General features: G+C 71.2%; 19 protein-coding genes. 13 read left to right on the forward strand and 6 right to left on the reverse strand.

Annotated elements, in window-relative coordinates; genetic code table 11:
* Positions 1 to 102: 102 nt before the first annotated feature.
* The 3 genes from AC3WRT_RS01735 to mmsA form a co-directional block, all read right to left on the reverse strand.
* Positions 103 to 1,206: a substrate-binding domain-containing protein gene (locus tag AC3WRT_RS01735; protein ID WP_492718360.1), complete on the reverse strand. Its 1,104-nt coding sequence runs from the start codon at positions 1,204 to 1,206 to the stop codon at positions 103 to 105.
* A 97-nt stretch (positions 1,207 to 1,303) separates the two neighbouring features.
* Positions 1,304 to 2,599 (reverse strand): multiple monosaccharide ABC transporter permease, encoded by a 1,296-nt coding sequence (gene mmsB, locus AC3WRT_RS01740; protein ID WP_492718362.1) that lies wholly within the window; start codon positions 2,597 to 2,599, stop codon positions 1,304 to 1,306.
* Between the two features lie 65 nt (positions 2,600 to 2,664).
* Positions 2,665 to 4,206, reverse strand: coding sequence for a multiple monosaccharide ABC transporter ATP-binding protein (gene mmsA / locus AC3WRT_RS01745; protein WP_492718431.1), 1,542 nt, complete (start codon positions 4,204 to 4,206; stop codon positions 2,665 to 2,667).
* 439 nt (positions 4,207 to 4,645) lie between these two features.
* Between mmsA and AC3WRT_RS01750 the strand changes: the two genes are divergently transcribed.
* From AC3WRT_RS01750 to AC3WRT_RS01805, 12 genes are all read left to right on the forward strand, one after another.
* The gene (locus tag AC3WRT_RS01750; protein ID WP_492718364.1) at positions 4,646 to 6,424 is read left to right on the forward strand and encodes a proline--tRNA ligase; all 1,779 of its coding nucleotides are present in this window, start codon (positions 4,646 to 4,648) and stop codon (positions 6,422 to 6,424) included.
* On the forward strand, positions 6,421 to 7,218 hold the full coding sequence (locus AC3WRT_RS01755) for an HAD family hydrolase (protein ID WP_492718366.1): 798 nt from the start codon (positions 6,421 to 6,423) through the stop codon (positions 7,216 to 7,218). The genes AC3WRT_RS01750 and AC3WRT_RS01755 overlap by 4 nt, the downstream gene beginning before the upstream one ends.
* Positions 7,215 to 7,997 carry a TSUP family transporter gene (locus AC3WRT_RS01760; protein WP_492718368.1) on the forward strand — a complete coding sequence of 261 codons (783 nt, stop codon included), beginning with the start codon at positions 7,215 to 7,217 and terminating at the stop codon, positions 7,995 to 7,997. The genes AC3WRT_RS01755 and AC3WRT_RS01760 overlap by 4 nt, the downstream gene beginning before the upstream one ends.
* A 130-nt stretch (positions 7,998 to 8,127) precedes the next feature.
* Positions 8,128 to 9,138 (forward strand): 3-oxoacyl-ACP synthase III family protein, encoded by a 1,011-nt coding sequence (locus AC3WRT_RS01765; RefSeq protein ID WP_492718370.1) that lies wholly within the window; start codon positions 8,128 to 8,130, stop codon positions 9,136 to 9,138.
* Positions 9,135 to 9,926, forward strand: coding sequence for a glycosyltransferase family 2 protein (locus AC3WRT_RS01770; protein WP_492718372.1), 792 nt, complete (start codon positions 9,135 to 9,137; stop codon positions 9,924 to 9,926). Before AC3WRT_RS01765 ends, AC3WRT_RS01770 begins: the two co-directional genes overlap by 4 nt.
* A gap of 59 nt (positions 9,927 to 9,985) precedes the next feature.
* A complete protein-coding gene (locus tag AC3WRT_RS01775) occupies positions 9,986 to 11,170 on the forward strand; it encodes a cytochrome P450 (RefSeq protein ID WP_492718374.1) in 1,185 nt (394 codons plus the stop codon).
* Positions 11,167 to 12,732 carry a class I adenylate-forming enzyme family protein gene (locus tag AC3WRT_RS01780; RefSeq protein WP_492718376.1) on the forward strand — a complete coding sequence of 522 codons (1,566 nt, stop codon included), beginning with the start codon at positions 11,167 to 11,169 and terminating at the stop codon, positions 12,730 to 12,732. The genes AC3WRT_RS01775 and AC3WRT_RS01780 overlap by 4 nt, the downstream gene beginning before the upstream one ends.
* Positions 12,729 to 13,691 (forward strand): NAD-dependent epimerase/dehydratase family protein, encoded by a 963-nt coding sequence (locus AC3WRT_RS01785; RefSeq protein WP_492718378.1) that lies wholly within the window; start codon positions 12,729 to 12,731, stop codon positions 13,689 to 13,691. The genes AC3WRT_RS01780 and AC3WRT_RS01785 overlap by 4 nt, the downstream gene beginning before the upstream one ends.
* Before the next feature lie 50 nt (positions 13,692 to 13,741).
* Positions 13,742 to 15,166: a ferredoxin reductase family protein gene (locus AC3WRT_RS01790; RefSeq protein WP_492718380.1), complete on the forward strand. Its 1,425-nt coding sequence runs from the start codon at positions 13,742 to 13,744 to the stop codon at positions 15,164 to 15,166.
* A gap of 86 nt (positions 15,167 to 15,252) precedes the next feature.
* Positions 15,253 to 15,804 (forward strand): FMN-binding protein, encoded by a 552-nt coding sequence (locus tag AC3WRT_RS01795; protein ID WP_492718382.1) that lies wholly within the window; start codon positions 15,253 to 15,255, stop codon positions 15,802 to 15,804.
* Between the two features lie 35 nt (positions 15,805 to 15,839).
* Positions 15,840 to 16,619: an FAD:protein FMN transferase gene (locus AC3WRT_RS01800; protein ID WP_492718384.1), complete on the forward strand. Its 780-nt coding sequence runs from the start codon at positions 15,840 to 15,842 to the stop codon at positions 16,617 to 16,619.
* Positions 16,620 to 17,049: 430 nt separating this feature from the next.
* Complete coding sequence (locus AC3WRT_RS01805) at positions 17,050 to 17,457, forward strand: Hpt domain-containing protein (RefSeq protein WP_492718386.1); 408 nt, start codon at positions 17,050 to 17,052, stop codon at positions 17,455 to 17,457.
* A gap of 39 nt (positions 17,458 to 17,496) precedes the next feature.
* Here AC3WRT_RS01805 and AC3WRT_RS01810 read toward each other — a convergent pair whose 3' ends face one another.
* Both AC3WRT_RS01810 and AC3WRT_RS01815 read right to left on the reverse strand, forming a co-directional pair.
* Positions 17,497 to 18,300 (reverse strand): response regulator transcription factor, encoded by an 804-nt coding sequence (locus AC3WRT_RS01810; RefSeq protein WP_492718390.1) that lies wholly within the window; start codon positions 18,298 to 18,300, stop codon positions 17,497 to 17,499.
* Between the two features lie 75 nt (positions 18,301 to 18,375).
* Positions 18,376 to 20,376, reverse strand: a complete 2,001-nt coding sequence (locus AC3WRT_RS01815; protein WP_492718392.1) for a thioredoxin domain-containing protein — start codon at positions 20,374 to 20,376, stop codon at positions 18,376 to 18,378.
* A 462-nt stretch (positions 20,377 to 20,838) separates the two neighbouring features.
* On the opposite strand from AC3WRT_RS01815, the gene AC3WRT_RS01820 reads away from it, so the two are divergent.
* Positions 20,839 to 22,380: an MFS transporter gene (locus tag AC3WRT_RS01820; protein WP_492718434.1), complete on the forward strand. Its 1,542-nt coding sequence runs from the start codon at positions 20,839 to 20,841 to the stop codon at positions 22,378 to 22,380.
* Positions 22,381 to 22,466: 86 nt separating this feature from the next.
* On the opposite strand, the gene AC3WRT_RS01825 is transcribed toward AC3WRT_RS01820, so the two are convergent.
* On the reverse strand, positions 22,467 to 23,876 hold the full coding sequence (locus AC3WRT_RS01825) for an MATE family efflux transporter (protein WP_492718396.1): 1,410 nt from the start codon (positions 23,874 to 23,876) through the stop codon (positions 22,467 to 22,469).
* Between the last annotated feature and the right edge of the window lie 50 nt (positions 23,877 to 23,926).

Raw genomic sequence — 23,926 nt, forward strand, 5'->3', positions numbered from 1 at the left:
GGGCGCCGGGCCTGTCCAGCGACGACCGGTGGCGGAGTACGGCGAAGGCCCGCCCCCGAGGGGACGGGCCTCCACCGAGTGCGGTGACGGTGCGGCCTCAGCTCACTTGGTGAGCGGGGCCAGCGTCGGGTCGTTCGCGTAGGCCTCGGCAGCGTTCTCCTTGGTCACGATGACCGGGGGAAGCAGGTTGGCCGGCACGACCTTGACACCGTTGTTGTACGACTTGGTGTCGTTGACGGTCGGCGCCTGCCCCTTCTGCAGGGCGGAGACCATGGCAATGGTCTCCTTGACGAGGTTGCGGGTGTCCTTGTTGATGGTGGAGTACTGCCCGCCCGCCATGATCGACTTGACCGACTCGACCTCGGAGTCCTGGCCGGTGACGACCGGGTTCGGCTTGCCGGCCGCCTTGACCGACGTCAGGATCGCCCGCGCGAGGTTGTCGTTGGGCGACAGCACACCGTCGATGTCGGCGCTCGTGTAGTTCGCCGAGAGGAGCGTGTCCATGCGCTTCTGCGCGTTCTCCTTCAGCCAGCCCTGGGTGACGACCTGGTTGAAGTCCTTCTGGCCGGAGACGACCTTGAGGGTGCCGTCGTCGATCTTCGGCTTGAGCACCTTCATGGCGCCGTCGAAGAACACCTGGGCGTTCGCGTCGTCGGGCGAGCCGGCGAACAGCTCGATGTTGTAGGGACCGTTGGGCTTCTTCTTGGCCATGCCGTCGAGCAGGGCCTGGCCCTGCAGCTCGCCGACCTTGAAGTTGTCGTAGGCCACGTAGTAGTCGACGGCCGGCGTGTTCTTCACGAGGCGGTCGTACGCGATGACCTTGGCTCCGGCGTCCTTGGCGGCCTTGAGCTGGGTGCCCAGCTGCGAGCCGTCGATGGCGCCGACGACGATGACCTTGGCACCCTTGGTGACCATGGCCGAGATCTGGTTCTGCTGCTCGGACACGCCACCGTTGGCGAACTGCACGTCGCCCTGGAAGCCGGCGGCGGACAGACCGTCCTTGAACAGCTGCTCGGCGAGCACCCAGTTCTCCGAGGTCTTCTGCGGCAGGGCGATGCCGATGACCGCGTTGGCGGGGAAGCCCGCGGCGGCGGAGCCCCCGTTGGATGCGGCCGGCGTCGCGCCGGCGTCGCTGCTCCGACCGCAACCGGTCAGAACAAGGGCGGCCACAGCCGTGACGCCCAGCACCTTGGTGAAGGTACGCATGTGCTCTCTTTCCTCTCATCGCGTCCGGGCGGGACGCGCATGGGTTCTCGGTCTCGGGCGGCGCCCTGACCGGGTCTTGGTGGGCCGAGCCGGTGGCTCAGCTGGACTGGCCGATGCTCTCGGTGACCGGGGTGATCTCCGTGGCGGCGGACGGCGGCGGCGGAGCGTTGTCGTCGTCGTTGGGGGAGCGTCGGAAGCCCTTCGTCAACAGACCGAGGATCGAGACGCGGCCCTGCGACTTGTTGTAGACGTCGAAGGCGACGGCGACGAGGAGAACGAGGCCCTTGATCATCTGGGTCGCGTCGGCGCCGATTCCCTTGAGCTGCAGGCCGTTGTTGAGCACGGCCATCACAAGGCCTCCGACGATGGAGCCGACGACGGTGCCCACACCGCCGGTGACGGCCGCGCCGCCGATGAACACGGCGGCGATGGCGTCGAGCTCCCAGCCCACACCGTCGGACGGACCGGACGCGGTCGAGCGCGCCACGAAGATCATGCCGGCGAGGGCGGCCAGGATCGACATGTTCATCATGACGAGGAAGTTGACCTTCTTGCTCTTCACACCGGAGAGCTCGGCCGCGTGACGGTTGCCGCCGACGGCGTAGATGTGACGGCCGACGACGGTGCGGTTGGAGATGAAGCCGTAGACCAGTACGAGCAGCGCGAGGATGATGCCGGAGATCGGGAACGACGTGCCGGGGCGGCCGGATCCGAAGAGCAGGGTCGCGCCGATGATGGCGACGCAGATGAGACCGAGGCGGACCCACATCACCCAGGCGTCCTCGACGTCCGCGCCGAGCTTGACGAGGGCGCGTCGGCTGCGGACGCTGCCGACGACGATCCCGACGGCGAGCACCACCCCGATGAGGACCGTGAGGTTGTTGTAGCCGCTGTTCGGCCCGATCTCGGGCAGGTAGCCGCCGCCGATTACCTGGAAGTCCTCGGAGACCGGCACCGAGTTGGACTTGCCGACGTACTGGTTGGCGCCACGGAAGAGGAGCATGCCCGACAGCGTCACGATGAACGCCGGGATGCCGACGTAGGCCGTCCACAGCCCGTGCCAGGCCCCGACGAGTGCGCCGAGGGCGAGTCCGAAGAGGACGCCCATCCACCAGCTGAGTCCCCAGTCACGCATCGCGATCGACACGCAGATGCCGACGAACGCCGCGACGGAGCCGACGGACAGGTCGATGTGGCCGGCGATGATGACCAGCACCATGCCGATGGCGAGCACGAGGATGTAGGAGTTCTGCTGGAAGATGTTGATGACGTTGTCCGGCGTGAGCGTGAGCCCTCCGGTCCAGATCTGGAAGAAGACGATCAGCGCCACGAGGGCGAAGATCATGCCGAGCTGACGGGTGTCGCCACCGAAGATCTTCTTGACCTTGTCCATGGGTGCAGTCCTGGCTGTGTGGTGTGTGGATGGGGGAGGGGTGGGGTCCGGCACCTGGGCGCCGCTCAAGCGCTCACGCGCGTCGTCGCCTGGGAGCCGCCGTGGGTGCGCCGGGTCATGAGGCGCATCAACGACTCCTGGTCAGCCTCTTCGCGGGAGAGCACACCGGTGACCGCGCCTTCGGCGATGGTGTAGATGCGGTCGGACAGCCCGATCAGCTCGGGGAGCTCGGAGGAGACGAGGATGACGCCCTTCCCCTCGGAAGCCATGCGTTGGATGATCCCGTAGATCTCGAACTTCGCGCCGACGTCGATGCCGCGTGTCGGCTCGTCGAGGATCAGCAGGTCGGGCTCGGTGAAGAGCCACTTCGCGAGCACGACCTTCTGCTGGTTGCCGCCCGAGAGCTTAGCCACGCCCTCGTCCACGTTGGGAGCCTTGGTGCGCAGCGACTTCCGGTAGGCCTCCGCGTAGTTGTACTCCTCCCGCTCGTCGACGACGAAGCCGTGCGTGATGCGCTCGAGTCGAGCCGAGACGGTCGTGCGCTTGATGTCGTCGAGCAGGTTCAGGCCGAGCGACTTGCGGTCCTCGGTGACGTAGGCGAGGCCCGCATCGATGGCGTCGGCGACGGACCGCAGCCGCAGCTCGTGGCCGTCCTTGACGATGGTGCCCTCGACGTAGGTGCCGTAGGAGCGCCCGAAGATGCTGCGCATCAGCTCGGTACGGCCGGCGCCCATGAGGCCGGCGAACCCGACGATCTCGCCGCGTCGCACGAAGAAGCTGCTGTGCTTCGCCACGAGTCGGTCGGCCACGGTCGGGTGGCGCACCGTCCAGTTGGCGACCTCGAAGAAGACCTCGCCGATCTCGGGCGTGTGGTCCGGGAACCGTGACTCGAGGTCACGACCGACCATGCCGCGGATGATGCGGTTCTCGTCGACGCCGTCCTCCAGGACGCGCAGCGTCTCGATCGACCTGCCGTCGCGGATGATGGTGATGGAGTCGGCGATCTGCTCGATCTCGTTGAGCTTGTGGCTGATCATGATGCAGGTCACGCCCTTGGACCGCAGGCCTGCGATGAGGTCGAGCAGGTGCTGCGAGTCGCCCTCGTTGAGCGCGGCGGTCGGCTCGTCGAGGATGAGCAGCTTCACGTCTTTGGACAGGGCCTTGGCGATCTCGACGAGCTGCTGCTTGCCGACGCCGATGTCGCGGATCTTGGTGTCGGGCTCCTCCTCGAGGCCGACCCGGGCGAGCAGCTCGCGGGCCTTGGCGCGGGTGGTCATCCAGTTGATGACGCCGCCCTTGGCGGCCTCGTTGCCGAGGAAGATGTTCTCGGCGATCGACATCTCCGGGATGAGGGCGAGCTCCTGGTGGATGATCACGATGCCCGCATGCTCGCTGTCGCGGATGTTGTGGAACTCGCACAGCTGACCCTCGAAGTGGATCTCACCGTCGTAGGTGCCGGCGGGGTGCACCCCGGAGAGCACCTTCATGAGCGTGGACTTGCCGGCGCCGTTCTCGCCGCAGATCGCGTGGACCTCACCCCGGCGGACGACCATGGAGACGTCCGACAGGGCCTTGACGCCGGGGAACTCCTTGGTGATCTTCCGCATCTCGAGGATGACGCTGCCGGGCGGGCCGTCCGCAGCGCCTGCGGCACCGGACGGGCCGGCGCTCGAGAATGCAGGATCGGGCGTGGAGGAGTCGCTCATCGGACTGGTCAACACTCCTTTGTGGTGTTCGTGGGAGGCGCGCGCGCCGCTCCCGATTGTGGCCCACTGGTCACGCACTGGTGGCCGAACGCCGCGGCGGGGAGTCACAAGCACGTCACGATCTCCGGACAGCGCCCCGTCGGCGTCGTGGGCAGGCTCACTGAACAGGCGAGCCACCGTCCCGGTCAAGTCCGTGACCTGTTCTTGTCCGGTCAGGACAGGAACAGGACAGGGTGCGCGTCAACGCGGCGCCAGAGCCGGCCGATATCCTTCGGACGTCCAGCACCCGCGCGTCGGTGAGGCCGCGCCCTCCACCGAGCACCAGACGAGGAGTCCTCCGGTGGCCCTGCACATGTCGTCCCTGTTCCTGCGAACCCTTCGTGAGGACCCGGCGGATGCAGAGGTCCCGAGCCACCGGCTGCTCGTACGCGCCGGCTACGTACGCCGCGTCAGCCCCGGCGTCTACACCTGGCTGCCGCTCGGCCTTCGCGTGCTGCGCAACGTCGAGCGGATCGTCCGCGAGGAGATGGACGCGATCGGCGCCCAGGAGCTCCTCTTCCCGGCCCTGCTGCCCAAGGAGCCCTTCGAGGCCACGGGCCGCTGGACCGAGTACGGCGACAACATCTTCCGCCTCCAGGACCGCAAGGGCGCCGACCACCTTCTCGGCCCGACCCACGAGGAGATGTTCACCCTCACGGTCAAGGACCTCTACAGCTCCTACAAGGACCTGCCGCTCTCGATCTACCAGATCCAGACGAAGTACCGTGACGAGGCGCGGCCCCGGGCCGGCGTGCTCCGCGGTCGCGAGTTCGTGATGAAGGACTCCTACTCCTTCGACGTCGACGCCGCCGGCCTCGACAAGAGCTACCAGCTGCACCGCGATGCCTACGTCCGCATCTTCGACCGCCTCGGCTTCCACTACGTCATCGTCGAGGCGATGGCCGGCGCGATGGGCGGCAGCAAGAGCGAGGAGTTCCTCGCGACGGCCGAGGTCGGCGAGGACACCTACGTCCACTGCACGAGCTGCGGGTATGCCGCCAACGTCGAGGCCGTACGCGTGCCCGCTCCCAAGCCGGTCGGCTGGGACGGGGTGCCGGCCGCGCACGCCGAGGACACCCCCGACACCCCGACCATCGGCACGCTCGTCGCACACCTCAACGAGCGCTTCCCCCGCGAGGACCGCCCGTGGGCGGCCGGTGACACGCTCAAGAACGTCGTGGTGACACTGGTGCACCCGGACGGCACCCGCGAGGCGCTCGCCATCGGCGTGCCCGGCGACCGGGAGGTCGACGAGAAGCGCCTGGGTGCGCAGGTCGAGCCCGCCGAGGTCGAGGCCTTCACCGAGGCCGACTTCGCCGCCAACCCAACGCTCGTCAAGGGCTACATCGGGCCCGGCGCCCTGGGGCTCGAGGGCACGACCGGCATCCGCTACCTGCTCGACCCCCGGGTGGCCGAGGGCACCCGCTGGGTCACGGGCGCCAACCTCGCCGGGCGGCACGTGCTCGATCTTGTCGCCGGGCGCGACTTCACCGCCGACGGCACCATCGAGGCTGCCGAGGTGCGGCCCGGAGACCCCTGTCCCAACTGCGAGCACACCCTTTCGACGGCTCGCGGCATCGAGATGGGCCACGTCTTCCAGCTAGGCACGAAGTACGCCGAGGCGCTCGACCTCAAGGTGCTCGACCAGAACGGCAAGCTCGTCACCGTCGTCATGGGCTCCTACGGCGTCGGCGTCTCGCGGGCCGTGGCGTGCGTCGTCGAGGGCAACCACGACGACTCGGGCATCATCTGGCCGCGCGAGCTCTCGCCCGCCGACGTGCACATCGTCGCCGCCGGCAAGGACGAGTCCCTCTTCGTGAAGGCCGAGGAGATCGCCCGCGAGCTCGAGGTGCAGGGCCTGACCGCCCTCGTCGACGACCGCAAGGGCGTCAGCCCGGGCGTGAAGTTCAAGGACTCCGAGCTGATCGGTATCCCGACGATCCTCGTCATCGGTCGCGGGCTGGCCGGCGGCACCGTCGAGATCAAGGACCGCCGCACCGGCGAGCGCCGCGAGGTCGCGGTCGACGACGCCGTCGCGGCCCTGACCGGCGAGGTCACCGCCGAGGTCGAGCGCTCGTGAACGCACTGCGGCAGCCCGTGCGGGCGGTGATCTTCGACTGGGGTGGCACGCTGACCCCGTGGCACGAGGTGGACGTGCCGCAGCAGTGGAGGGTGTTCGCGCGAACCGTGCACGGCCTGGCGGTCGACGACCCGAACATGCCCCTCGACGAGCTGGCCGAGGCAGACTCCCTCGCCCTGCGCATCCACGAGGCGGAGGACCGCGCCTGGCGCCGGGGTCGTGAGAGCCACGAGAGCGCCTCGATCGCCGCCATCCTCGCCGAGGCCGGTGTCGATCCGGAGCATGACCGGCACCACCTGGCGCTGGCGGCATACCAGCGTTTCTGGGAGCCGCACACCCACACCGACCCGCAAGTGCGTCCCCTTTGGGAAGCTCTGCAGCGCATGGGAATTCGCGTCGGCGTGCTGTCCAACACGATCTGGAGCCGCAGCTACCACCGCGAGGTCTTCCAGCGGGACGGAGTGCTCGACCTGCTCGACGCCGACGTCTACTCGTCCGAGATCCACGTCGTCAAGCCGCACCCGGACGCCTTCCGCGTCGCCTGCGAGGCGGTGGGCGTGGAGCCCGAGCACGCCGTCTATGTCGGCGACCGCCTCTTCGAGGACATCCACGGACCGCACCAGGTCGGCATGCGCGCCATCCTCGTGCCGCACTCCGACATCCCGGCGAGCCAGCGCATGCCGGTCGAGGTCGCCCCGGACGCCGTCGCCCACCAGCTGCTCGACGTGGTGGACATCGTCGCCCGATGGAACGGCGACCTCGAAGCCCACGAGCCGCGCGGCGAGGGGGCGTGACCGACCCGACCCTGACGACCCTCGCCTTCCTCGGTGCTGCGGCCTTCGTCGCCGGCTGGGTCGACGCCGTGGTCGGCGGGGGAGGCCTGGTGCAGCTGCCCGCGCTGCTCATCGGGCTTCCCGGGGCCTCTCCGGCCCAGCTGCTCGCGACCAACAAGTTCGGTTCCATCTTCGGCACCGCGACGAGCTCGGTCACCTACTACCGCCGGGTCCGCCCGGACCTGCGCACCGCCCTGCCGATGGCGGCCGTCGCCTACGTGGGGTCAATCGGCGGCGCGCTCATCGGGCTGCACATCCCCAAGTCAGCGTTCAACCCGATCATCCTCGTGCTGCTCGTCCTCGTCGGCGCCTACACGCTCTTCAAACCCGACCTCGGCAGGGAGTCGATCCGCCGCTTCCACGGGGCGAGGCACACCGTCCTCGCGATGCTGACCGGCTTCGTCATCGGCGCCTACGACGGGGCACTGGGTCCCGGGACGGGCAGCTTCCTCGTCTTCGCGCTCGTCGGACTGCTCGGTTACAACTTCCTCGAGGCCAGCGCCAAGGCGAAGATCACCAACTTCGCCACCAACCTCGGTGCCCTGACCGTCTTCGCGCCGATGGGGCTGGTCATCGTCAAGGTCGGTCTCGTCATCGCCGGCGCCAACCTGCTCGGCGGCTACGTCGGGGCGCGGACCGCGGTCGCCAGGGGGAGCGGCTTCGTCCGGGCGGTCTTCGTCTTCGTCGTCAGCGCCTTCATCGTCAAGATCGGCGGGAGCCTCCTCGGCTGGTGGGCCTGACTGCCCACCCTGCGGCGGCACGCCGTCGGCCGTGAGTACCTCGGCTCAGCACGAGCGCCATCGCGTGACCATAGACTGCCCGCACGGCTCCGGAGGGGCGCCGTCGCCGAGTCAGGGAGGCCGCGCTCGCATGTCCGTCCGCATCGCAGGCGTCAGCGCCCACGTCGCCGAGCACGCCATGTCGGTCGAGGAGGTCGAGGCCCGCATCTTGCGGTCCAGCCATGGCTTCGTGCCTCCGGTGGGGGTCCTCGGTCGGCTCACGGGCGTGCGCCGAATCCACCACGCCGGCAACGAGACCCAGGCCTCCGACCTCGCCGCAGCCGCAGCCCGCACGTCGCTCGCGTCGGTCGGCCTGGAGGTGGCCGACGTCGAGCTACTGGTCTTCGCCTCCGCGTCGCAGGACCTCGTCGAGCCCGCCACCTCGCACATCGTCGCCGACCTGCTCGGCGCCAGGTGCCCCGTCATGGACGTCAAGAACGCCTGCAACTCGTGGCTCAACGGCCTGCAGGTGGCCGAGGCCCTCGTGACGACAGGCCAGTACGAACGAGCCCTGGTGGTCACCGGGGAGATGCCGTCGAGGGCGGCTCGCTGGAACGTCAGTGGCGCCCGGCAGTTCGTCGAGTCGGTGCCCGGCTACACCATGAGCGACGCGGGCGGCGCGGCCATCGTCGACCGGGCTGCACCCGGTGTCCGCGGCGAGATCCTGCACCGGTGGTTCACCGCCCAGTCGCGGCACTGGTCCGTGGGCCAGCTGCCCGCCGGGGGCACGCGTCATCCCCGCGACGTCGACAAGGGCTACTTCGTCATGGACGGCGCGCGCCTGCGCCGGGCGTTCGACAGCATCGACGTCGAGGAGATCCACCGAGCCCTGAAGGCCGACGGCCTCGGCGTGGAGGACTTCGTGGCCGTCGCCGTCCACCAGGTCGCGATGCCCTACCTCGACGTCTTCGCCGCGCGCCTCGGGCTGCGCCGCGAGCTCGTCGTCGAGACCCTGCCTGACCACGGCAACTGCGCCTCGGCCACCTTGCCGCTGCAGTGGCAGCAGATCGAGCGCCGCGGCCTCGCCCGGCCCGGCGATCCCGTGCTGCTCGTGGGACTCGCCGGCGGCATCAGCGTCGGCACGACGGCCGTGCGCTGGTGAGCGCACCCACCTCGCCGGCCCCGCTCGAGGTTCGGCTGTGGGTGGTCGTCCCGGCCTTCGACGAGGAGGCCGGGATCGCCTCGACGATCGCGGCGCTGGCGAGGCAGCAGGACCGGGACTTCCACCTCGTCGTCGTCGACAACGCCAGCGCCGACGCGACGGTCACGGTGACCGAAAGGGCCTGTGCCGCATACGGGCTCGGTGTCACGGTGCTGACCGAGCCACGCAAGGGAACGGGGGCGGCTTCCGACACCGGCGTGCGGCACGCCATCGCGCACGGCGCCACCCACGTGCTCCGCACGGACGCCGACACGTTGCCGGACCCCCGGTGGACGGCAGTCGCCCGAGGCGCCTTCGGCCGCGGCGCCGACCTCGTCACGGGCCCGATGCGCGCGCGCACCGACGAGGTGCGCCTGCGCCGCTGGGAGCGGGTCGTGCTGCCGGGAGTGATCGGGCTCTGCCAGACCTTCGGCCGCTTCCGCCCGAGCAACCGGTCGGCCGAGCTGCAGGGGCCCTACCGAATGAGCCCGGGCTGCAACCTCGGCGTCAGCGCGGTCGCCTACGAGGCGAGCGGCGGCTTCCCGCGCACCGCGATCGAGGAGATCCACGAGGACCGCGAGCTCGTCAACCGCGTGCGCCGTGTCACCCGTCGCGTCGAGTACCACCGTGACCTGGTCGTCCACGCCTCGGTACGACGGCTACGGGCCTACGGCCTGCGCAACACGCTGCGGTGGTACCTCGACCACGGCCACCGCCCCGACGTCGTCGACGTCCGGGTCCTCACGTGAAGGGCTCTCGCGGAAGGGCTCTCGCGCCCACCGACCCGGGAAGCCGTTGGGAGTCGCGGTTGATCCGCTCGGCCCACCCCGTCGTCGCCCGTGTCGTCGACGCTGCCGTCTCGCGGCGCGGTGTCGTACGCGTTCCCGGGTTCGGCGTGCTCGTTGCGGACCCGGGGGTGGCGCGCCGGGTGCTCACCGACGTGGACGCCTTCGTGAAGGACGGACCGGGGTCGTCCGGTGCTCTCTGGACGCCGGTCCTGGGCGAGCGGGTGCTGCTCAACATGGAGGGTGCCGACCACCACGCCCTGCGGCGCTCGCTTGCCGACCTCTTCTCGCCGAGCGTGGTGCGTGAGGTCTGCGACGCCGCGGCCGGTCCGCTCGTGTCCCGGGCCGCCGAGCGCCTGCGAGCCGGCGAGGACGTCGACCTCGTGCGGGTGGCCCGAGAGGTGTCGGCCGCAGCGATCGGGGTTGTCGTCGGGCTCGACCCCGGGACGCCGCCCACAACCCTCCTCGCGGCGAGTGATGTCATCGAGTCGATGGTCACGTGGCGCACCCGCACCTTCGACGACGGGGCGGCGCGGCGGGCCCGCGCGGCCCTCGCCGTCGTGCAGGACGCCGCTGAGTCCGCCCATGCCACAGCGTCATCCGCCACCGTCATGGGCCGGCTGGCCCGACAGGGCGCATCGCTCGACGACGCGCGCTCGCTGGCAGCGGCGCTCTTCCTCACCGGCACGGGCACCGTCGGCAGCGCACTGCCGCGGATCGCCGGGCAGCTCGCCGACGCGGGGCTGCTCGAGCCGGAAGCCGCTGCTTCTGGTGACGTCGACGCCGTGGTCGCTGAGGGCCTGCGTATGACGACGCCCAGCCTGGCTACCCTGCGCCGGTGCGTGCGCGCCACCGACCTGGACGGCCTCAAGGTGGGACCGGACGAGCGCGTCGTCGTGCTGCTCTGGTGGGCGACACGACGCGACGGAGGCTTCCTGCCGGGCCGGCCGGCCACCGGCGGTCTGCGCCAGCTCTGGTTCGGGGCGGGGTCGCACTTCTGCCTGGGTGCGCCGCTCGCGCTGGCGGAGCTACGCACCATGACGGCCATGCTCCTCGAGGTCGCCGCAGAGCGGGGCCTCGTCGTGACGGCACGTCGTGCGGCTCGACGGGTGCTGGTGCCGCGTTATGCCGAGCTGGTGGTGCGCCCCGGCGGCGCGTCCCGCACACCCGGCGCCCGCCGCGCGCACGCTGTCCAGCGGGCATCGTGACGGAAGCCGACCTGCTGACGGCGATCCTCGCGCGTGCCGCCGGGGAGCCGGAGCGCGTGGCCATCCGCGACCACCGCGGTCGGTGCGTGACCTTCGGTGAGCTCGGCGCGGACATCCGAGCAGTCGCGGCGCACCTGAGGTCGCGCGGTCTGGCCGCGGGGGACGGCGTTCTCCTTGCCGTGCGCCCGTCGCCCCGCGCCGTCGCTGCCGCGCTCGGCGTCGTCCTCGCGGGCGGTGTCGTCGTGGTGGCTGACCCGGGGGCGGGGGCAGCGCTTGCGGACGTCCGACGGCGCACCGTGCCCGCCCGGGCGGCGATCGCCGACACCGTCGTCCACGCCGCCACCCGACGGCCGCTGTCGTCCGTGCTGGCCAGAGTGCCGGCGACCGCGGGCCTGCAGCTCCCGGACCTGTCGGCGGCCGAGCTCGTCCACGTCGTGACCGGCCCCCGGCTCCCGGGTGTCCCGCGGCCGGCCACACGCTGGGCCGACCTGCCGCGGGCCCTCGCAAGGGTCGAAGCCGGTGATTCGGCGCGCGACGCGCTGGTCGTCTTCACCTCGGGCTCGACGGCCGCTCCGCGCGCCGTCGTGCACACCCTCGCGTCCCTCTCCGCCGGGGCAGGAAGCGCGGCCGCGGCGCTCGGTCTCGGCGAAGGCGTGGTGATGCACACGGACCAGCTGATGATCGGGCTCCCGGCTCTTGCCACGGGCGCCCAGTGGTCGCTCCCGCCGGTGACCGCGTCACCGCGCGCCTGGGTGCGACAGGCGACTCGCGCGTCGGCGACGCACGCGTATGCCGTGCCGGCCAAGCTGCTCGTGGCAGCGTCCCTCGGGCTGCCGGCCACCGTCCGGCACGTCGCCATGGGTGGTGCGCCGGTGCTCCCTGCCACGGTGCGGCGGCTGTCGACACTGGCGCCGGGAGTGGACCTCCGGGCCGTGTACGGGCTGACCGAGGTGCTCCCGGTCGCCGTGGGTACGGCGGAGGAGGTGCTCGCCTCGCCGCCAGGGCGCACCAGCCTTGGCCGGCCGCTGCCGGGCGTTCGCGTGCGCATCGACACCCCGGACACCGAGGGCGTCGGCGAGATCGTCCTCCGGGCGCCGCAGGCACGTCACCGCCTCGCCGGGGCGAAGCCAGACGACGAGGTGCGCACCGGCGACCTGGGGTGCCTCGCGCCCGACGGCACCCTGCTCCTTGCCGGCCGCGCCAAGAACATGATCATCCGCGGCCAGGCCAACATCTATCCGGAGCTGGTGGAGCCGCTCCTGATGGAGCGCCACGGTGACGTGGTGCGCGACCTTGCCCTGGTCGGCGTCCCCGATCCGGTCAGCGGCGACGAGCGGGTCGTCCTCGCGGTGGCGCCGGTCGCCAGAACGGGGCAAAGCCCGGACGCGGCCACGCTGGCCAGGCGGCTGCACAGCACCTGGTCGCAGGTCGCCGACGAGGCCTGGCGCCCCGACGACGTGGTCGTCGTCGCCGGCGTCCCACGACGCGGGCGCTCCGACGCCGTGGACCTCGACGCCCTGCGCGCGGTCGTGGGCGAGCGCCGGGCGGGATCCCCGGCATGAGGGTCGCGGTCACCGGGGCGAGCGGCTTCGTCGGTGGAGCGGTCGTCGAGCGGCTGTTGGGCGGTGGGCACGAGGTGCTGGCCCTCAGCCGTCGCCCCGTGCCGCCGCGCCCCGGGCTGGAGCACCGTCACTGGGACCTGAGGACGGGAGTGCTGGGCGCACCTCCGCCCGTCGACGTCGTGGTGCATGCGGCGGCCCACGTCGACGAGTGGGACCGGTGGCCGGTGCACGAGGCCGTCACCGTGGCCGGGACCCGGTCGGTTCTCCGGACCTGGCCGGCCGCTCGGGTCGTGCTCGTCTCGTCGTGCAGCGTCTACCCGTTGCGGGCGCCCGGCGTGCCCCGCCACGTCCTGACCGAGGACGTGGCGGTGGCCCGTCACCCGCAGTCTGCCTACTCCAGGGCCAAGGCGACGCAGGAGCAGCTGGTCCTGCAGCGCGGCCGTGCCATGGTGCTGCGTCCGCACGCCGTGCACGGCTTCGGTGACCCGACGCTGCTGCCACGCCTCGAACGGGCCCGGCGTCGGGGGCGGCTGGTGTGTCCCGGGGGCGCCGAAACGCTCGTGCACCTCACGGACGTGCGGCTCCTGGCGGAGGCCGCGGCCGCTGCCTGCGAGAAGGTATGCGGCACCAACGTGCTCAACGTCGCTGACGCCCAGCCACTGACCCTTCGTCAGGTCGTGACCGGGGTGGCCGCGGCCAACGGCTGGACCGAACGGCCCCTCTTCACCGGCGCTGGCCTCGCCTGGTCCGCGGCGCTCGCCCTGGAGGGGGCCGCCCGCCTCGCCAGGGCGCGCACGCCACCGCTGCTGACGGCGTACGGCGTCTCGCACCTGGCCGTGAGCCGCGTCTTCGACACCACACGCCTACGCGAGCAGCTCGGCGTCGAGCCGACGCCGACGGACCTGTCCCGCTGGAGGTCGGCAGGGCGCGGCGCAGCTTCCGTCGACTCACACAGCTGACATCCTCACGACACAGCCCACCCACAGGATCCGACCCGAATCTGGGTGACATGACCTCACTCGCCCTATCCGACAGCCGCGACCGGTCCGCGCCGGTCGCGGCCTCGCGCCGCCGAGCCCTGGCGCCGACTCCCGGGTGGTGGCGCGACGCGTCCGCCGTCTTCGCCTGGGGCGTCACCCTGTTCGTCGTCGCCCTCTGGGTCGCAGGCGGGGGACTGAGCGCCTTCGGCTCGCTCGGTGAGGGGGTCACGAACATCGGGCGTCTCACCGGTCTGGTCGCATCGGTGCTCATGCTCCTGCAGGTGCTGCTGATGGCGCGCATCCCTCTCGTCGAGCAGGCCTGGGGACAGGACGAGCTGGCCCGCGTGCACCGGCTGGTGGGGTTCACCTCGTTCAACCTCATGGTCGCCCACATCGTCCTCATCACCGTCGGCTACAGCGCCGGCACCGAGCTGGGCGTGATCGCGACCTTCCTCGACCAGGTGCTGCACTCGCCGGGCATGCTCCTGGCCCTGGCCGGGACGATCGCGCTCGTCATGGTGGTGGTCACCTCGGTCAAGAAGGCCCGCGCGAAGCTGCGCTACGAGAGCTGGCACCTGCTGCACCTCTATGCCTACCTCGGGGCCGGCCTCGCCCTTCCGCACCAGCTGTGGACGGGGCAGGACTTCAAGGCGAACACCGTCGCGACGGTCTTCTGGTGGGGCCTCTACGGCGCCGCGCTCGTCTCCGTCCTCGTCTTCCGCGTCGGGCTGCCGCTCGCCCGCTCGCGCCGACACCGTCTCGTCGTGTCGCAGGTCGTCGCGGAGTCAGCGACCGTGACCTCCGTCGTCATGTCCGGGCGCCACCTCGACCGGCTGCCGGTCCGTGCCGGGCAGTTCTTCCAGTGGCGCTTCCTCGACGGACCCGGCTGGACCCGTGGCAACCCCTACTCCCTGTCCGCTGCGCCCGACGGCCGCACTCTGCGGATCACCGCCGAGGCGGTCGGCTCCTCGAGCGCACGGCTCGCCACCCTGACGCCCGGCACGAAGGTGCTCGTCGAGGGTCCCTACGGCCGGCTCCACGCCGGAGTGCGCACTCGTGAGAAGGCGGTCCTCGTCGCGGCCGGCATCGGCATCACCCCGCTGCGCGCCATCCTCGAGGAGCTCCCCGCGTCGCCCGACGGCGTCGTCGTCATCTACCGCGTCGGCCGCCGCTCCGACATCGTCCTCGCCGACGAGCTGCTCGACCTGACCCGCGCCAAGGGCGGCCGCGTCGTCGCGGTCATCGGCCACCGCAACCGCGAGCGCGCCAGCTGGCTGCCCGCCGAGTCCGCGCACCTCGGTGACGCCGAGGCGCTGACCCGGATCGTGCCGGACGTCGCCGACCGCGACGTCTACGTGTGCGGCAACCCCGCCTGGATGGACACCGTCCTGGCCGCAGCCCAGGAGGCGGGAGTGCCCCACGAGGCCCTCCACCATGAACGCTTCACCTACTGACCACGACCGACCAGACCCACCCGACCCATCCGACTCACGCCGGCACCCGACATCCCGGCACTGCACCGAACCGAATCGAGCCTCCCATGCGTCGCATCGTCCTCTGGGCCATGAGCACCCTCACGGTGCTCGTCCTGCTCTTCAGCTACAGCACCTCGCGCAGCTCCTCCGCTGTCGTCGCGGCGGAGACCCGCCAGGTCACCACGACCAGCAAGACGTCCGACAGCACCGGCTCGAGCTCTGGCTCATCCGCGGCGTCCTCCACGGACTCGTCCGGCCAGCAGCCCACCGCAGACGCCACCACCCAGGGCTCGACGAGCCCGAGCTCGGGCTCGTCGAGCCCCTCGAGCTCCTCCACCGCGGCCAAGACGTACGCCGGTGACGCGGTCAGCACGCGATTCGGCAACGTCCAGGTCCAGATCACCGTCAAGGGTGGCAAGATCACCGCGTCGGAGACCCTGCAGGTCCCGTGGAACGACCGACACGACCAGATGATCAACTCCGAGGCCGTCCCGATCTACAACCAGGAGGCCGTCAGCACGCAGTCGTCGCAGATCGACGTGGTGTCCGGGGCGACCTACACCTGGGAGGGCTACACGCAGTCGCTGCAGTCCGCGATCGACCAGGCCAACCTGTGAGGCAGTCTCTCGGCGAGCCGACGAAGGAGCTCAGCATGACCCACGACGGCCACACGGGCACCCCGTCCGCGCCTGCCCGGCGCGCCTGGGTCGAGCAGATCATGGGGATGCCGATCAGCATCCACCTGCGCGGTGAGGGCGTCGACAGCCCGGCGGCACAGGAGGCGGTGGCGGCGGCCTTTGCCGTGCTTCGCGAGATGGACGCGATCTTCTCCACCTACCGCGAGGACTCCGACCTGATGCGGCTGCGCCGCGAGGAGGTCAGCCTCGCCCAGTGCAGCCCCCTGGTCGAGGAAGCCCTGCGCATCGGCGAGGACGCGCAGTCGCTCACCCGTGGCGCCTTCACGACCGTGCTGCCCACCGGGCCGGGTGACCTGGCGTTCGACCCCACGGGCCTCGTCAAGGGGTGGGCCGTCGACCGGGCCTCTGCGCCGCTGCTGAATCTCCCGCGAGTCTCCTTCTGCGTCAACGCCGGTGGCGACGTGCTGGTCGGCGCTCACGCCGACCTTCCGGCCGTCGGGCCGGAGGCCATCCTGTGGCGCGTGGGAGTCGAGGATCCCCTCGACCGCCAACGCATCGCGAGCACCCTGACCCTGTCACGGGGCGCGGTGGCGACCTCCGGCACGGCCGCACGCGGGGCGCACCTCTACGACCCGGTGGCCGGCGAGCTCGTCGGCCGTTCCGGTTCCGTCACGGTGACGGGTCCCACCCTGCTCTGGGCAGACATCTGGGCGACCGCGCTCTTCGTCGGCTCCGAGCCGACTCGCCAGGCGTTCGCCACCGAGGCCCCGGACTACCGCGCGACGACCCTCTGATCCCACCGAGGGACGCGGACGCGTCGCCGCCTGTGATGAGGGGGCCGGCGCCCTGGGGCGTCGGCCTTGCGGGATTCTTGCGGCAACCCTGCGCGCCGCCGGGATCGCACCTTGCAGGTGGCCCGGCAGAGTCGTCCCTGTCAGCAGCACCGGTCGGGGGACCAGCCGCTGATGCGAAGACCTTCGGGCGAGAGCCCGCCGATCCGGGGAGGACGCGCCATGGACAGCAGCATCGGTATTGACCCTGCAGTGCAGGTGCTCGGCCATGGCGGCCACCTCGGACGGCGGGCCCACTCGGGGACTCCGGTGGGGGGAGGCAACGGGACCGGGACGGGCCGCCACATAGGTGGGCTCGTCCCGGTCCCGCTTCGAACCCCGGGCCACCGGCCCGCTGCGGTCGCCCACGGCATACGCGCGTTCGGCGTGCGTCGTGGCCGCTGACCCCTCCCTTCGCCGGCGGCGGCCCGCCGAGGACGCCGATCTCGACCCGGCGGCCCTGACTCGTCTGGCCGCCGAGCTCGAGAGCGACGACCTCGCGCACTCGATCGCCCGCACCTACCTGCGCATGCTCGACGCGCGCCTCTCGCGAGCCGCGTCCGCCCTCGAGCGCCACGACGACGTGGCGGCGATGGACGTGCTCCTCAGCCTGCGCGTCTCGTCGGCCACCGTCGGGCTCGTGAGGCTCGAGTCGGCCGTCCTGCTCGTGATCGACTGCGTCCGGCGAGGAGAGCCGACTGCCGCCAGCGACCGCAGCGCCACGATGCTCGAGCTCGCCACGCGAGGCGGCACCGCGCTCCGCAGGCATCTCGAGGCCGGCGCGCCAGCAGCCCTGGCCTGAGCGACGCCCGGACGACGTGGTCCGCGCCGCGGGCCCCGCTCAGAACGCCTCGGGCTCCTCCATGCGGTAGCCCACGCCCCGTACGGTGCGGATCGGCGCGCGGCCACCCTTGGGGCCGAGCCGGCTCAGCTTGCGGCGCAGGTTGCCCACGTGGACCTCGACGAGATGCTCCTCCGACCATCCCGGGCCCCACAGGCTGTCGAGCAGCACGGCACGCGACCACACCCGGCGCGGGGCGCTCATGAGGGTGGTCAGCAGGTCGAACTCCGTGCGGGTCAGGTCCGCCTCCTGGCCGTCGACCAGGGCGACGCGGCCCTCGGGGTCAAGGCTGATCCGACCGTGGTGCACCAGCTCGTGGGTGGCACCTGCGGTCGCGGCCTCCTGGACGCCCGTCACGAGAGTGGCCGGCGCGGCGGACGTGGCGTTGAGCGCCGCGCTGGCCGCCAGCTCTGCGCCGTGCGGTCGGACCGCCCGGGGACGGCGGAACATCGCGTTGACGCGGGCTTGCAGCTCGCGTGGGCTGAACGGCTTGGTGAGGTAGTCGTCGGCGCCGATCTCCAGACCCATCAGGCGGTCGATCTCGTCGGTGCGCGCGCTGATCATCACCACGTAGGCCTGGCTCACGTCGCGCACTCGACGGCACACCTCGATGCCGTCGAGGTCGGGCAGGCCCAGGTCGAGGGTCACGAGGTCGGGGTCGTTCGAGACCACGAGCTCGAGGCCCTGCTGGCCCGAGGACGCCGTGGCGACGTCGAACCCCTGCATGGTGAGGCTGTGGGTGATGAGCTCGCGGATGTCGTCGTCGTCCTCGACGACGACTGCGGTGCGTGCATGGCCCATCATGCGGTGATTGTTGCAGAATGTGACCGTCTGTCCCGGAGGTTTCGGATGTCCGGCGGTTCGCCGCCTCGGGCGTGCTCAGTCCATGGCCCCCGCGTGGGGTGCAGGGGAGTCGCCCGCCAGCTGGGCGGCCAGCGCTCGCGGGTCGGTGACCGGGAGCTCACACACCATGCCGCGACAGACGTATGCCGCGGCGGCACCGTTGACGAGCGGCCGGCCGGCGAGCAGGGGAGCCCCCGGTCGGTCCGGCTCTCCGCGGACGACCACGAGCCCCGGGCTGGGGGACCGGCGCGCGACCTGCTCGAGCGCCGACGCATCCGCACCCGAGCCGACGACCGCGACCTGCAGCGGACCGGCGACGAGCGCCTCTGCGACGGCGAGGGACCACCCACCGAAGCGCGGCTCGCGCACGGCCAGACCCAGCCCGGCCGCCACCGCCCGGGCCCCGGCATCGAGCGCCTCGGTGTCACCGGTCAGTGCCCCGATCGTCACCAGTGCGCCGGCCAGCGCCGACTGCCCCGACGGCTCGGCGTTGTCGGCGGCGCTGCGGGGGCGCAGGTAGAGGGCTTCGGCGCCGCCGGCGGTGTCATGGAAACCGCCGTCGTCGGCGGCGAAGTCGCGCGAGGACCGGAGCACTTCGCGCGCTGCCTCGAGCCAGCGCTGCTCGCCCGTGACCTGGTGCAGGACGAGGAGCCCCTCGGCCAGGTTGCCGTGGTCGTCGGCCACCGCACGCGCAGCCCCCGCGACGCCGTGCCGCGACGCCCGGCGTAGGACACCGTCGACGAGGTGGACGTCGAGCACGTGCGACGCGCAGCCTGCGGCCGCCTCCACCCAGTCCGCCCTGTCGAAGGTCGCCCCGGCCCCGGCCAGCGCGGCTATCGCGAGGCCGTTCCACGAGGTCACCACCTTGTCGTCGCGTCCGGGCTGGGGCCGCTCGGCACGCGCCGCGAGCAGCCGCCTGCGGACGTTCTCGAACCACGCGGGGTCGGCGGGGTCGGACGGGAGCTGCAGGGTGGAGGAGCCGTGCTCGAAGGTGCCCTCCGGCGTCACGGCGAAGATCTCGGCAGCCTGCTCGGCGTCCTCCCCGAGGACTTCGCGCAGCTCGTCGGGGGTCCACGCGTACGTCAGTCCCTCGACCCCCGCGGCGTCCGCGTCCAAGGAGGCGAAGCCGCCCGCCGCCGTGCCGAGGTCGCGCAGCACGAAGTCGGCCGTCTCGCGGGCGATCCGCTCGGCCAGCGGGTCGCCCGTCACCTTCCACCAGGTCGTGTAGGCGCGCAGCAGCAGGGCGTTGTCGTAGAGCATCTTCTCGAAGTGTGGGACCACCCAGCCGGCGTCGACCGCATACCGGGAGAAGCCGCCGGCGAGCTGGTCGTACATGCCACTCCGCGCCATCCCCTCGAGCGTCCGTGAGGCCATCTCGAGCGCCCGAGCGTCCGCGGTGCGGGCGTGGTGGCGCAGCAGGAACTCGAGCACCATGGACGGCGGGAACTTCGGAGCGCCGCCGAATCCGCCTGCGGTGCTGTCGAAGTCGCGCGCCAGCAGACCAACCGCGGACGACAGTGCGCCGGGCTCGACGGCATACGGCGTCGGTGGACGCAGGGCGCCGGCGAGCGTCGTGGCGATGTGGGTTCCCGAGGCGCGCACGTCCTTCTCCCGCGTGCGCCAGGCCTCGTCGAGCGCGGCCAGCACCCGCAGGAAGTGGTCTCGCGGGAAGTAGGTGCCGCAGAAGAACGGCTCTCCCTCCGGGGTGAGGAAGACCGTCATCGGCCAGCCGCCGTGGCCGGTCGTCGCCGTGACGGCCGACATGTAGACGGCGTCGATGTCGGGACGCTCCTCACGGTCGACCTTGACCGACACGAACCGCTCGTTGAGGGCCGCCGCCACCGTCTCGTCCTCGAACGACTCGTGCGCCATGACGTGGCACCAGTGGCAGGCCGCGTACCCGACGCTGAGGAGCACGGGTTTGTTGAGACGTTGGGCGGTCTCGAACGCCTCGGGACACCACGGCCACCAGTCGACCGGGTTGTCCTGGTGCTGCAGCAGGTACGGCGACGTGGAGTCGGCCAGGCGGTTCGGCATACACCCACTCTCCATCACTGTCCCAGGTGACCGCCAACGCAGGGACGGGCCCTCGGGGCAGGTGGGGCGTGCAAACGTCACCTGCCGGACGCGGAGGAGTCGCGCCGTGTTCCTGGCTGCGATTGCCCCAGCCGACTCGCTCTTGGGCCGTCGCCACCACGACCGACGGCGACTTCGAGGTGGGTGCCGCTCTCGTGGACCACTTCGGCATCGTGCTCGACTGACGGAGCATTCCAGCCGTAACGGCCTCATGCGTTTCGCCGACGGCCGTCCGGTGGGCCTCGATAGACTGCGAGCTCGGGCTGGACGGTGCCGGCGAGACGGTGTCACCCGGTGCGGTGGTAGCGACGATGTCCCAGCAACGCCTGGTGGCGGGTCGGCGGCCGAGAGGGTGACATGACACAGAGCCCAGCCGAAGGTAGCGCCGCGGACGCCGCGGACGCCGCGGGCAGCCGCCGGCTGATGCTCCTGCTGGCCATGGCGATGTTCGTCCTGGTCGTCGACACCTCGTTGATGAACGTCTCGATCTCCGCGGTCATCGTCGACCTGGACACGACAGCCAGCGGGGTGCAGTCCGCCATCGCGCTCGAGGCCCTGGTCTCGGCCGCGTTCATCCTGATCAACAGCAAGGTCGGCGACCTGATCGGACGGAAGCGGGCCTACGTCCTGGGGTTGCTCGGGTATGCCGTCGGCGCACTCGCCATGACGCTCGCCCAGAGCCTCACGGCGATCGTCATCTTCTGGGCCATCTTGGGTGGACTCGGAGCCTCGTTGCTCCTGCCGGCGATGCAGTCGCTGATTCACGGCAACTTCGTCGGCGCCGCCCAGAAGCAGGCCTACGCGCTCGTCGGTGCCTCGGCCGCGATCGCCGCCGCGATCGGTCCGCTGCTCGGCGGGTTCGTCACCACCTACCTGTCCTGGCGGGTCGGGTTCGCGCTGGAGGTCGTCATCATCGTCGTCGTCCTCAGCCAGATCCGGTTGGTCCACGACGTTCCGTACACCGGTTCGCGCAAGATCGACGTGGTCGGCGCGATCCTGTCGGTCATCGGCATGGGTGGCGTCGTGCTGGGGATCCTCGTCTGGCAGGAGGGCGGTGAGTCCGTCGGAATCCTCATGGCGATCGGGGCCGTGGCGCTCGTGCTGCTGGCTGGGTGGCTCGTCAGGCGCAAGCGCGCCGGGCTGGTGACCCTGCTCGACCCGGACCTGTTCCGTCATCCGAACTTCACGGCGGGGGTCTCGGGACAGCTGCTGCAACAGGTCACCCTGGGCGGCGCCATGATCGCCCTCCCGCTGTACTTCCAGATGACGCTCGAGTACAACGCACTCCAGTCCGGGCTGTCGCTGGCCCCGCTGTCGCTGACGATGTTCGCGGCGGCACTCGTGGCCGGCAAGAAGGCCGGTGTCCGGCGTCCCGCAGCGATCATCCGCGCCGGCTTCGTCCTCACCAGCCTCGGTGTCGCGATCATCATCCCGCTCGTCCCCCGCGCCGACAGCGGCTGGTACTTCGTGCTCCCACTTGCGATCACCGGCTGCGGCCTCGGCCTGTTGGTGTCGCAGCTGAACAACTACACCCTCGCACCCGTCGAGGAGGAGCGAGTGAGCGAGGCTGCCGGGGTGAACTCCGCCGCGGGGTCCTTCGGCCTCTCCTTCGGTCTCGCCATGGCGGGAGGCCTCATGCTCGCCGCACTGTCGGTCGGCTTCACCCAGCTGGCCGAGAACAGTCCGGTCATCCCTGCGACCCAGCAGCAGCAGATCGCCGACGCTCTGGAACACGACGCCGAGATCATGAGCAACAGCCAGCTCGAGCAGCAGATCACCGGCCAGCCGGCGGACGTGAAGGCCGCGGTCGTCGCCATCAATGCCGAGGCACGAGACCTCTCACTGCAGATCGCCCTGTCGGTGCCGCTCCTCGCCGGACTGCTGGGACTCGCCAACTCGTTCCGGATGCTGCGCCTGCCCGACCAGAAACCGGCGTCCTCGCTCGACGGGTTGGACTTCGCCTGACCTTCGGGCGCGCCCCGGGGGCTCCCGACCACGTGCCCTTGGTCGGTGGTGGCGGTGCGCGGGGCTTGGAGTGGCAGAGGGGCGGCTCAGGCGGCGAGCGCCTCGGCGGCCTGTGCGGGCGACACGAGCCGCTGCCAGCGGATGCGCCGTGCGCGCCAGGTGAAGATCGACAGCTTGACGATCTCCTCGAGGACACGCGCCACGAAGATGCCGACGAAGCCGAGCGGCGTGTGCAGCCCGAGGAGGACGGCGAGGGGCAGCCCGATGGCGAACGCCCCGGCCACGTCGCCCATGATGACGCCGCGCACGTCGTCGGCGCTGGGCAGGACGCCGGCGCCGACGATCATGTTGCGCACCTTGACCACCTGGAACGCGGCGTTGATGAGGATGCCGACGCCGGCCATGGTCCGTACGTCGCGCCCGGCCTCGCCGAAGAGCACGTCGAGAAGCAGCACCGAAGCGGCGAAGAGCAGACCGAAGATGGCTGCGGTGCTGATGCCGGCGCGGGTCAGCCGCCGCACCCAGGCCATCGCCTCGTCGACGTTGCCCCGCCCCACCGAGCGTCCTACGAGGGTCGTGGTTGCGCTCATCAGGCCGATGCTGCCGACGATGAAGATGCCCTCGAGGGTGGTCACGATCTGGGCCGCGGCGAGCGCCTCGTCGCCGAGCTGCTGGAAGACGACGTTGTAGAGGAAGGTCCCCACGGTCCAGAACAGCTCCGTGACGCCGAGGGGGAGGGCGAGCACGAAGAGCGGCACGATGACGGCACGCCACTGGCGCAGGCTGTCGGGCAGGCTCCAGCCGACGACGCCGCGGCGTCGGAAGGCCATCCACAGCAGGATGAGCGACTTGACCACCGCGGTGACCAAGGTGGCCCAGCCGGCGCCCGCGACGCCGAGCGAGGGCAGCGGGCCGAGGCCGACGACGAGGGAGTACGCGATCGCGGAGTTCGCGACGACGGTGACCATCGTCGCGATCATCGGGCTCGTCGGCCGGCCGGCGGAGCGCAGCACACCGGCCAGGATCGCGCTCAGCATCACCGGCAGGGTCGCGAGGACGGTGAGCCGGAAGTAGTCGGTGCCCGCCGCCGCGACCGAGGGGGAGGCCCCGACGAGCGACATGAGGTGGTCGGCGAAGAACCAGGGGACGGCCGAGACGACGGCTCCGAGGCCCACGGCGACGAGCAGTGCCGCGGTGACGGTGTGGTCGAGGTCCCCGCGCCGGCCGGCACCGTGGGCCCGGGCGACGAGGATGCTGACCGACGTGCCGAGGCACCCGAGCGTGACCGCCAGGATGAAGGTGAGGCTGTTGGAGAAGCCGACGGCCGCGATCGCGGTGGCGCCGAGGCCGCCGACGACGATCTGGTTGACGAAGTTGAGCACCAGCATCAGGACGAACTCCATGCTCACCGGCACGGCGATGCGCGCGATCTCGCGCGCCGGCGTCGGCGGGGCGCCGCGACCGTCGCGGAAGGTGGGCATGGCAAGGCGGGGCATGGGAGTGCCTTTCGACACGGGGGGTGGGGTGCGGGTCAAGGTTACGGCGT

It is taken from the genome of Terrabacter sp. FW104-15G4B (assembly GCF_058790095.1).

What these genes read in the sequence shown, in the direction of transcription:
- AC3WRT_RS01795 (WP_492718382.1), top strand. Translation starts at nt 15,253, where the DNA reads ATGCGTCGCATCGTCCTCTGGGCCATGAGCACCCTCACGGTGCTCGTC.
- AC3WRT_RS01735 (WP_492718360.1), bottom strand. Translation starts at nt 1,206, where the DNA reads ATGCGTACCTTCACCAAGGTGCTGGGCGTCACGGCTGTGGCCGCCCTT.
- AC3WRT_RS01820 (WP_492718434.1), top strand. Translation starts at nt 20,839, where the DNA reads ATGCTCCTGCTGGCCATGGCGATGTTCGTCCTGGTCGTCGACACCTCG.
- AC3WRT_RS01825 (WP_492718396.1), bottom strand. Translation starts at nt 23,876, where the DNA reads ATGCCCCGCCTTGCCATGCCCACCTTCCGCGACGGTCGCGGCGCCCCG.
- mmsA (WP_492718431.1), bottom strand. Translation starts at nt 4,206, where the DNA reads ATGCGGAAGATCACCAAGGAGTTCCCCGGCGTCAAGGCCCTGTCGGAC.
- AC3WRT_RS01800 (WP_492718384.1), top strand. Translation starts at nt 15,840, where the DNA reads ATGACCCACGACGGCCACACGGGCACCCCGTCCGCGCCTGCCCGGCGC.
- AC3WRT_RS01815 (WP_492718392.1), bottom strand. Translation starts at nt 20,376, where the DNA reads ATGCCGAACCGCCTGGCCGACTCCACGTCGCCGTACCTGCTGCAGCAC.
- AC3WRT_RS01790 (WP_492718380.1), top strand. Translation starts at nt 13,742, where the DNA reads ATGACCTCACTCGCCCTATCCGACAGCCGCGACCGGTCCGCGCCGGTC.
- AC3WRT_RS01765 (WP_492718370.1), top strand. Translation starts at nt 8,128, where the DNA reads ATGTCCGTCCGCATCGCAGGCGTCAGCGCCCACGTCGCCGAGCACGCC.
- AC3WRT_RS01810 (WP_492718390.1), bottom strand. Translation starts at nt 18,300, where the DNA reads ATGATGGGCCATGCACGCACCGCAGTCGTCGTCGAGGACGACGACGAC.
- AC3WRT_RS01785 (WP_492718378.1), top strand. Translation starts at nt 12,729, where the DNA reads ATGAGGGTCGCGGTCACCGGGGCGAGCGGCTTCGTCGGTGGAGCGGTC.
- mmsB (WP_492718362.1), bottom strand. Translation starts at nt 2,599, where the DNA reads ATGGACAAGGTCAAGAAGATCTTCGGTGGCGACACCCGTCAGCTCGGC.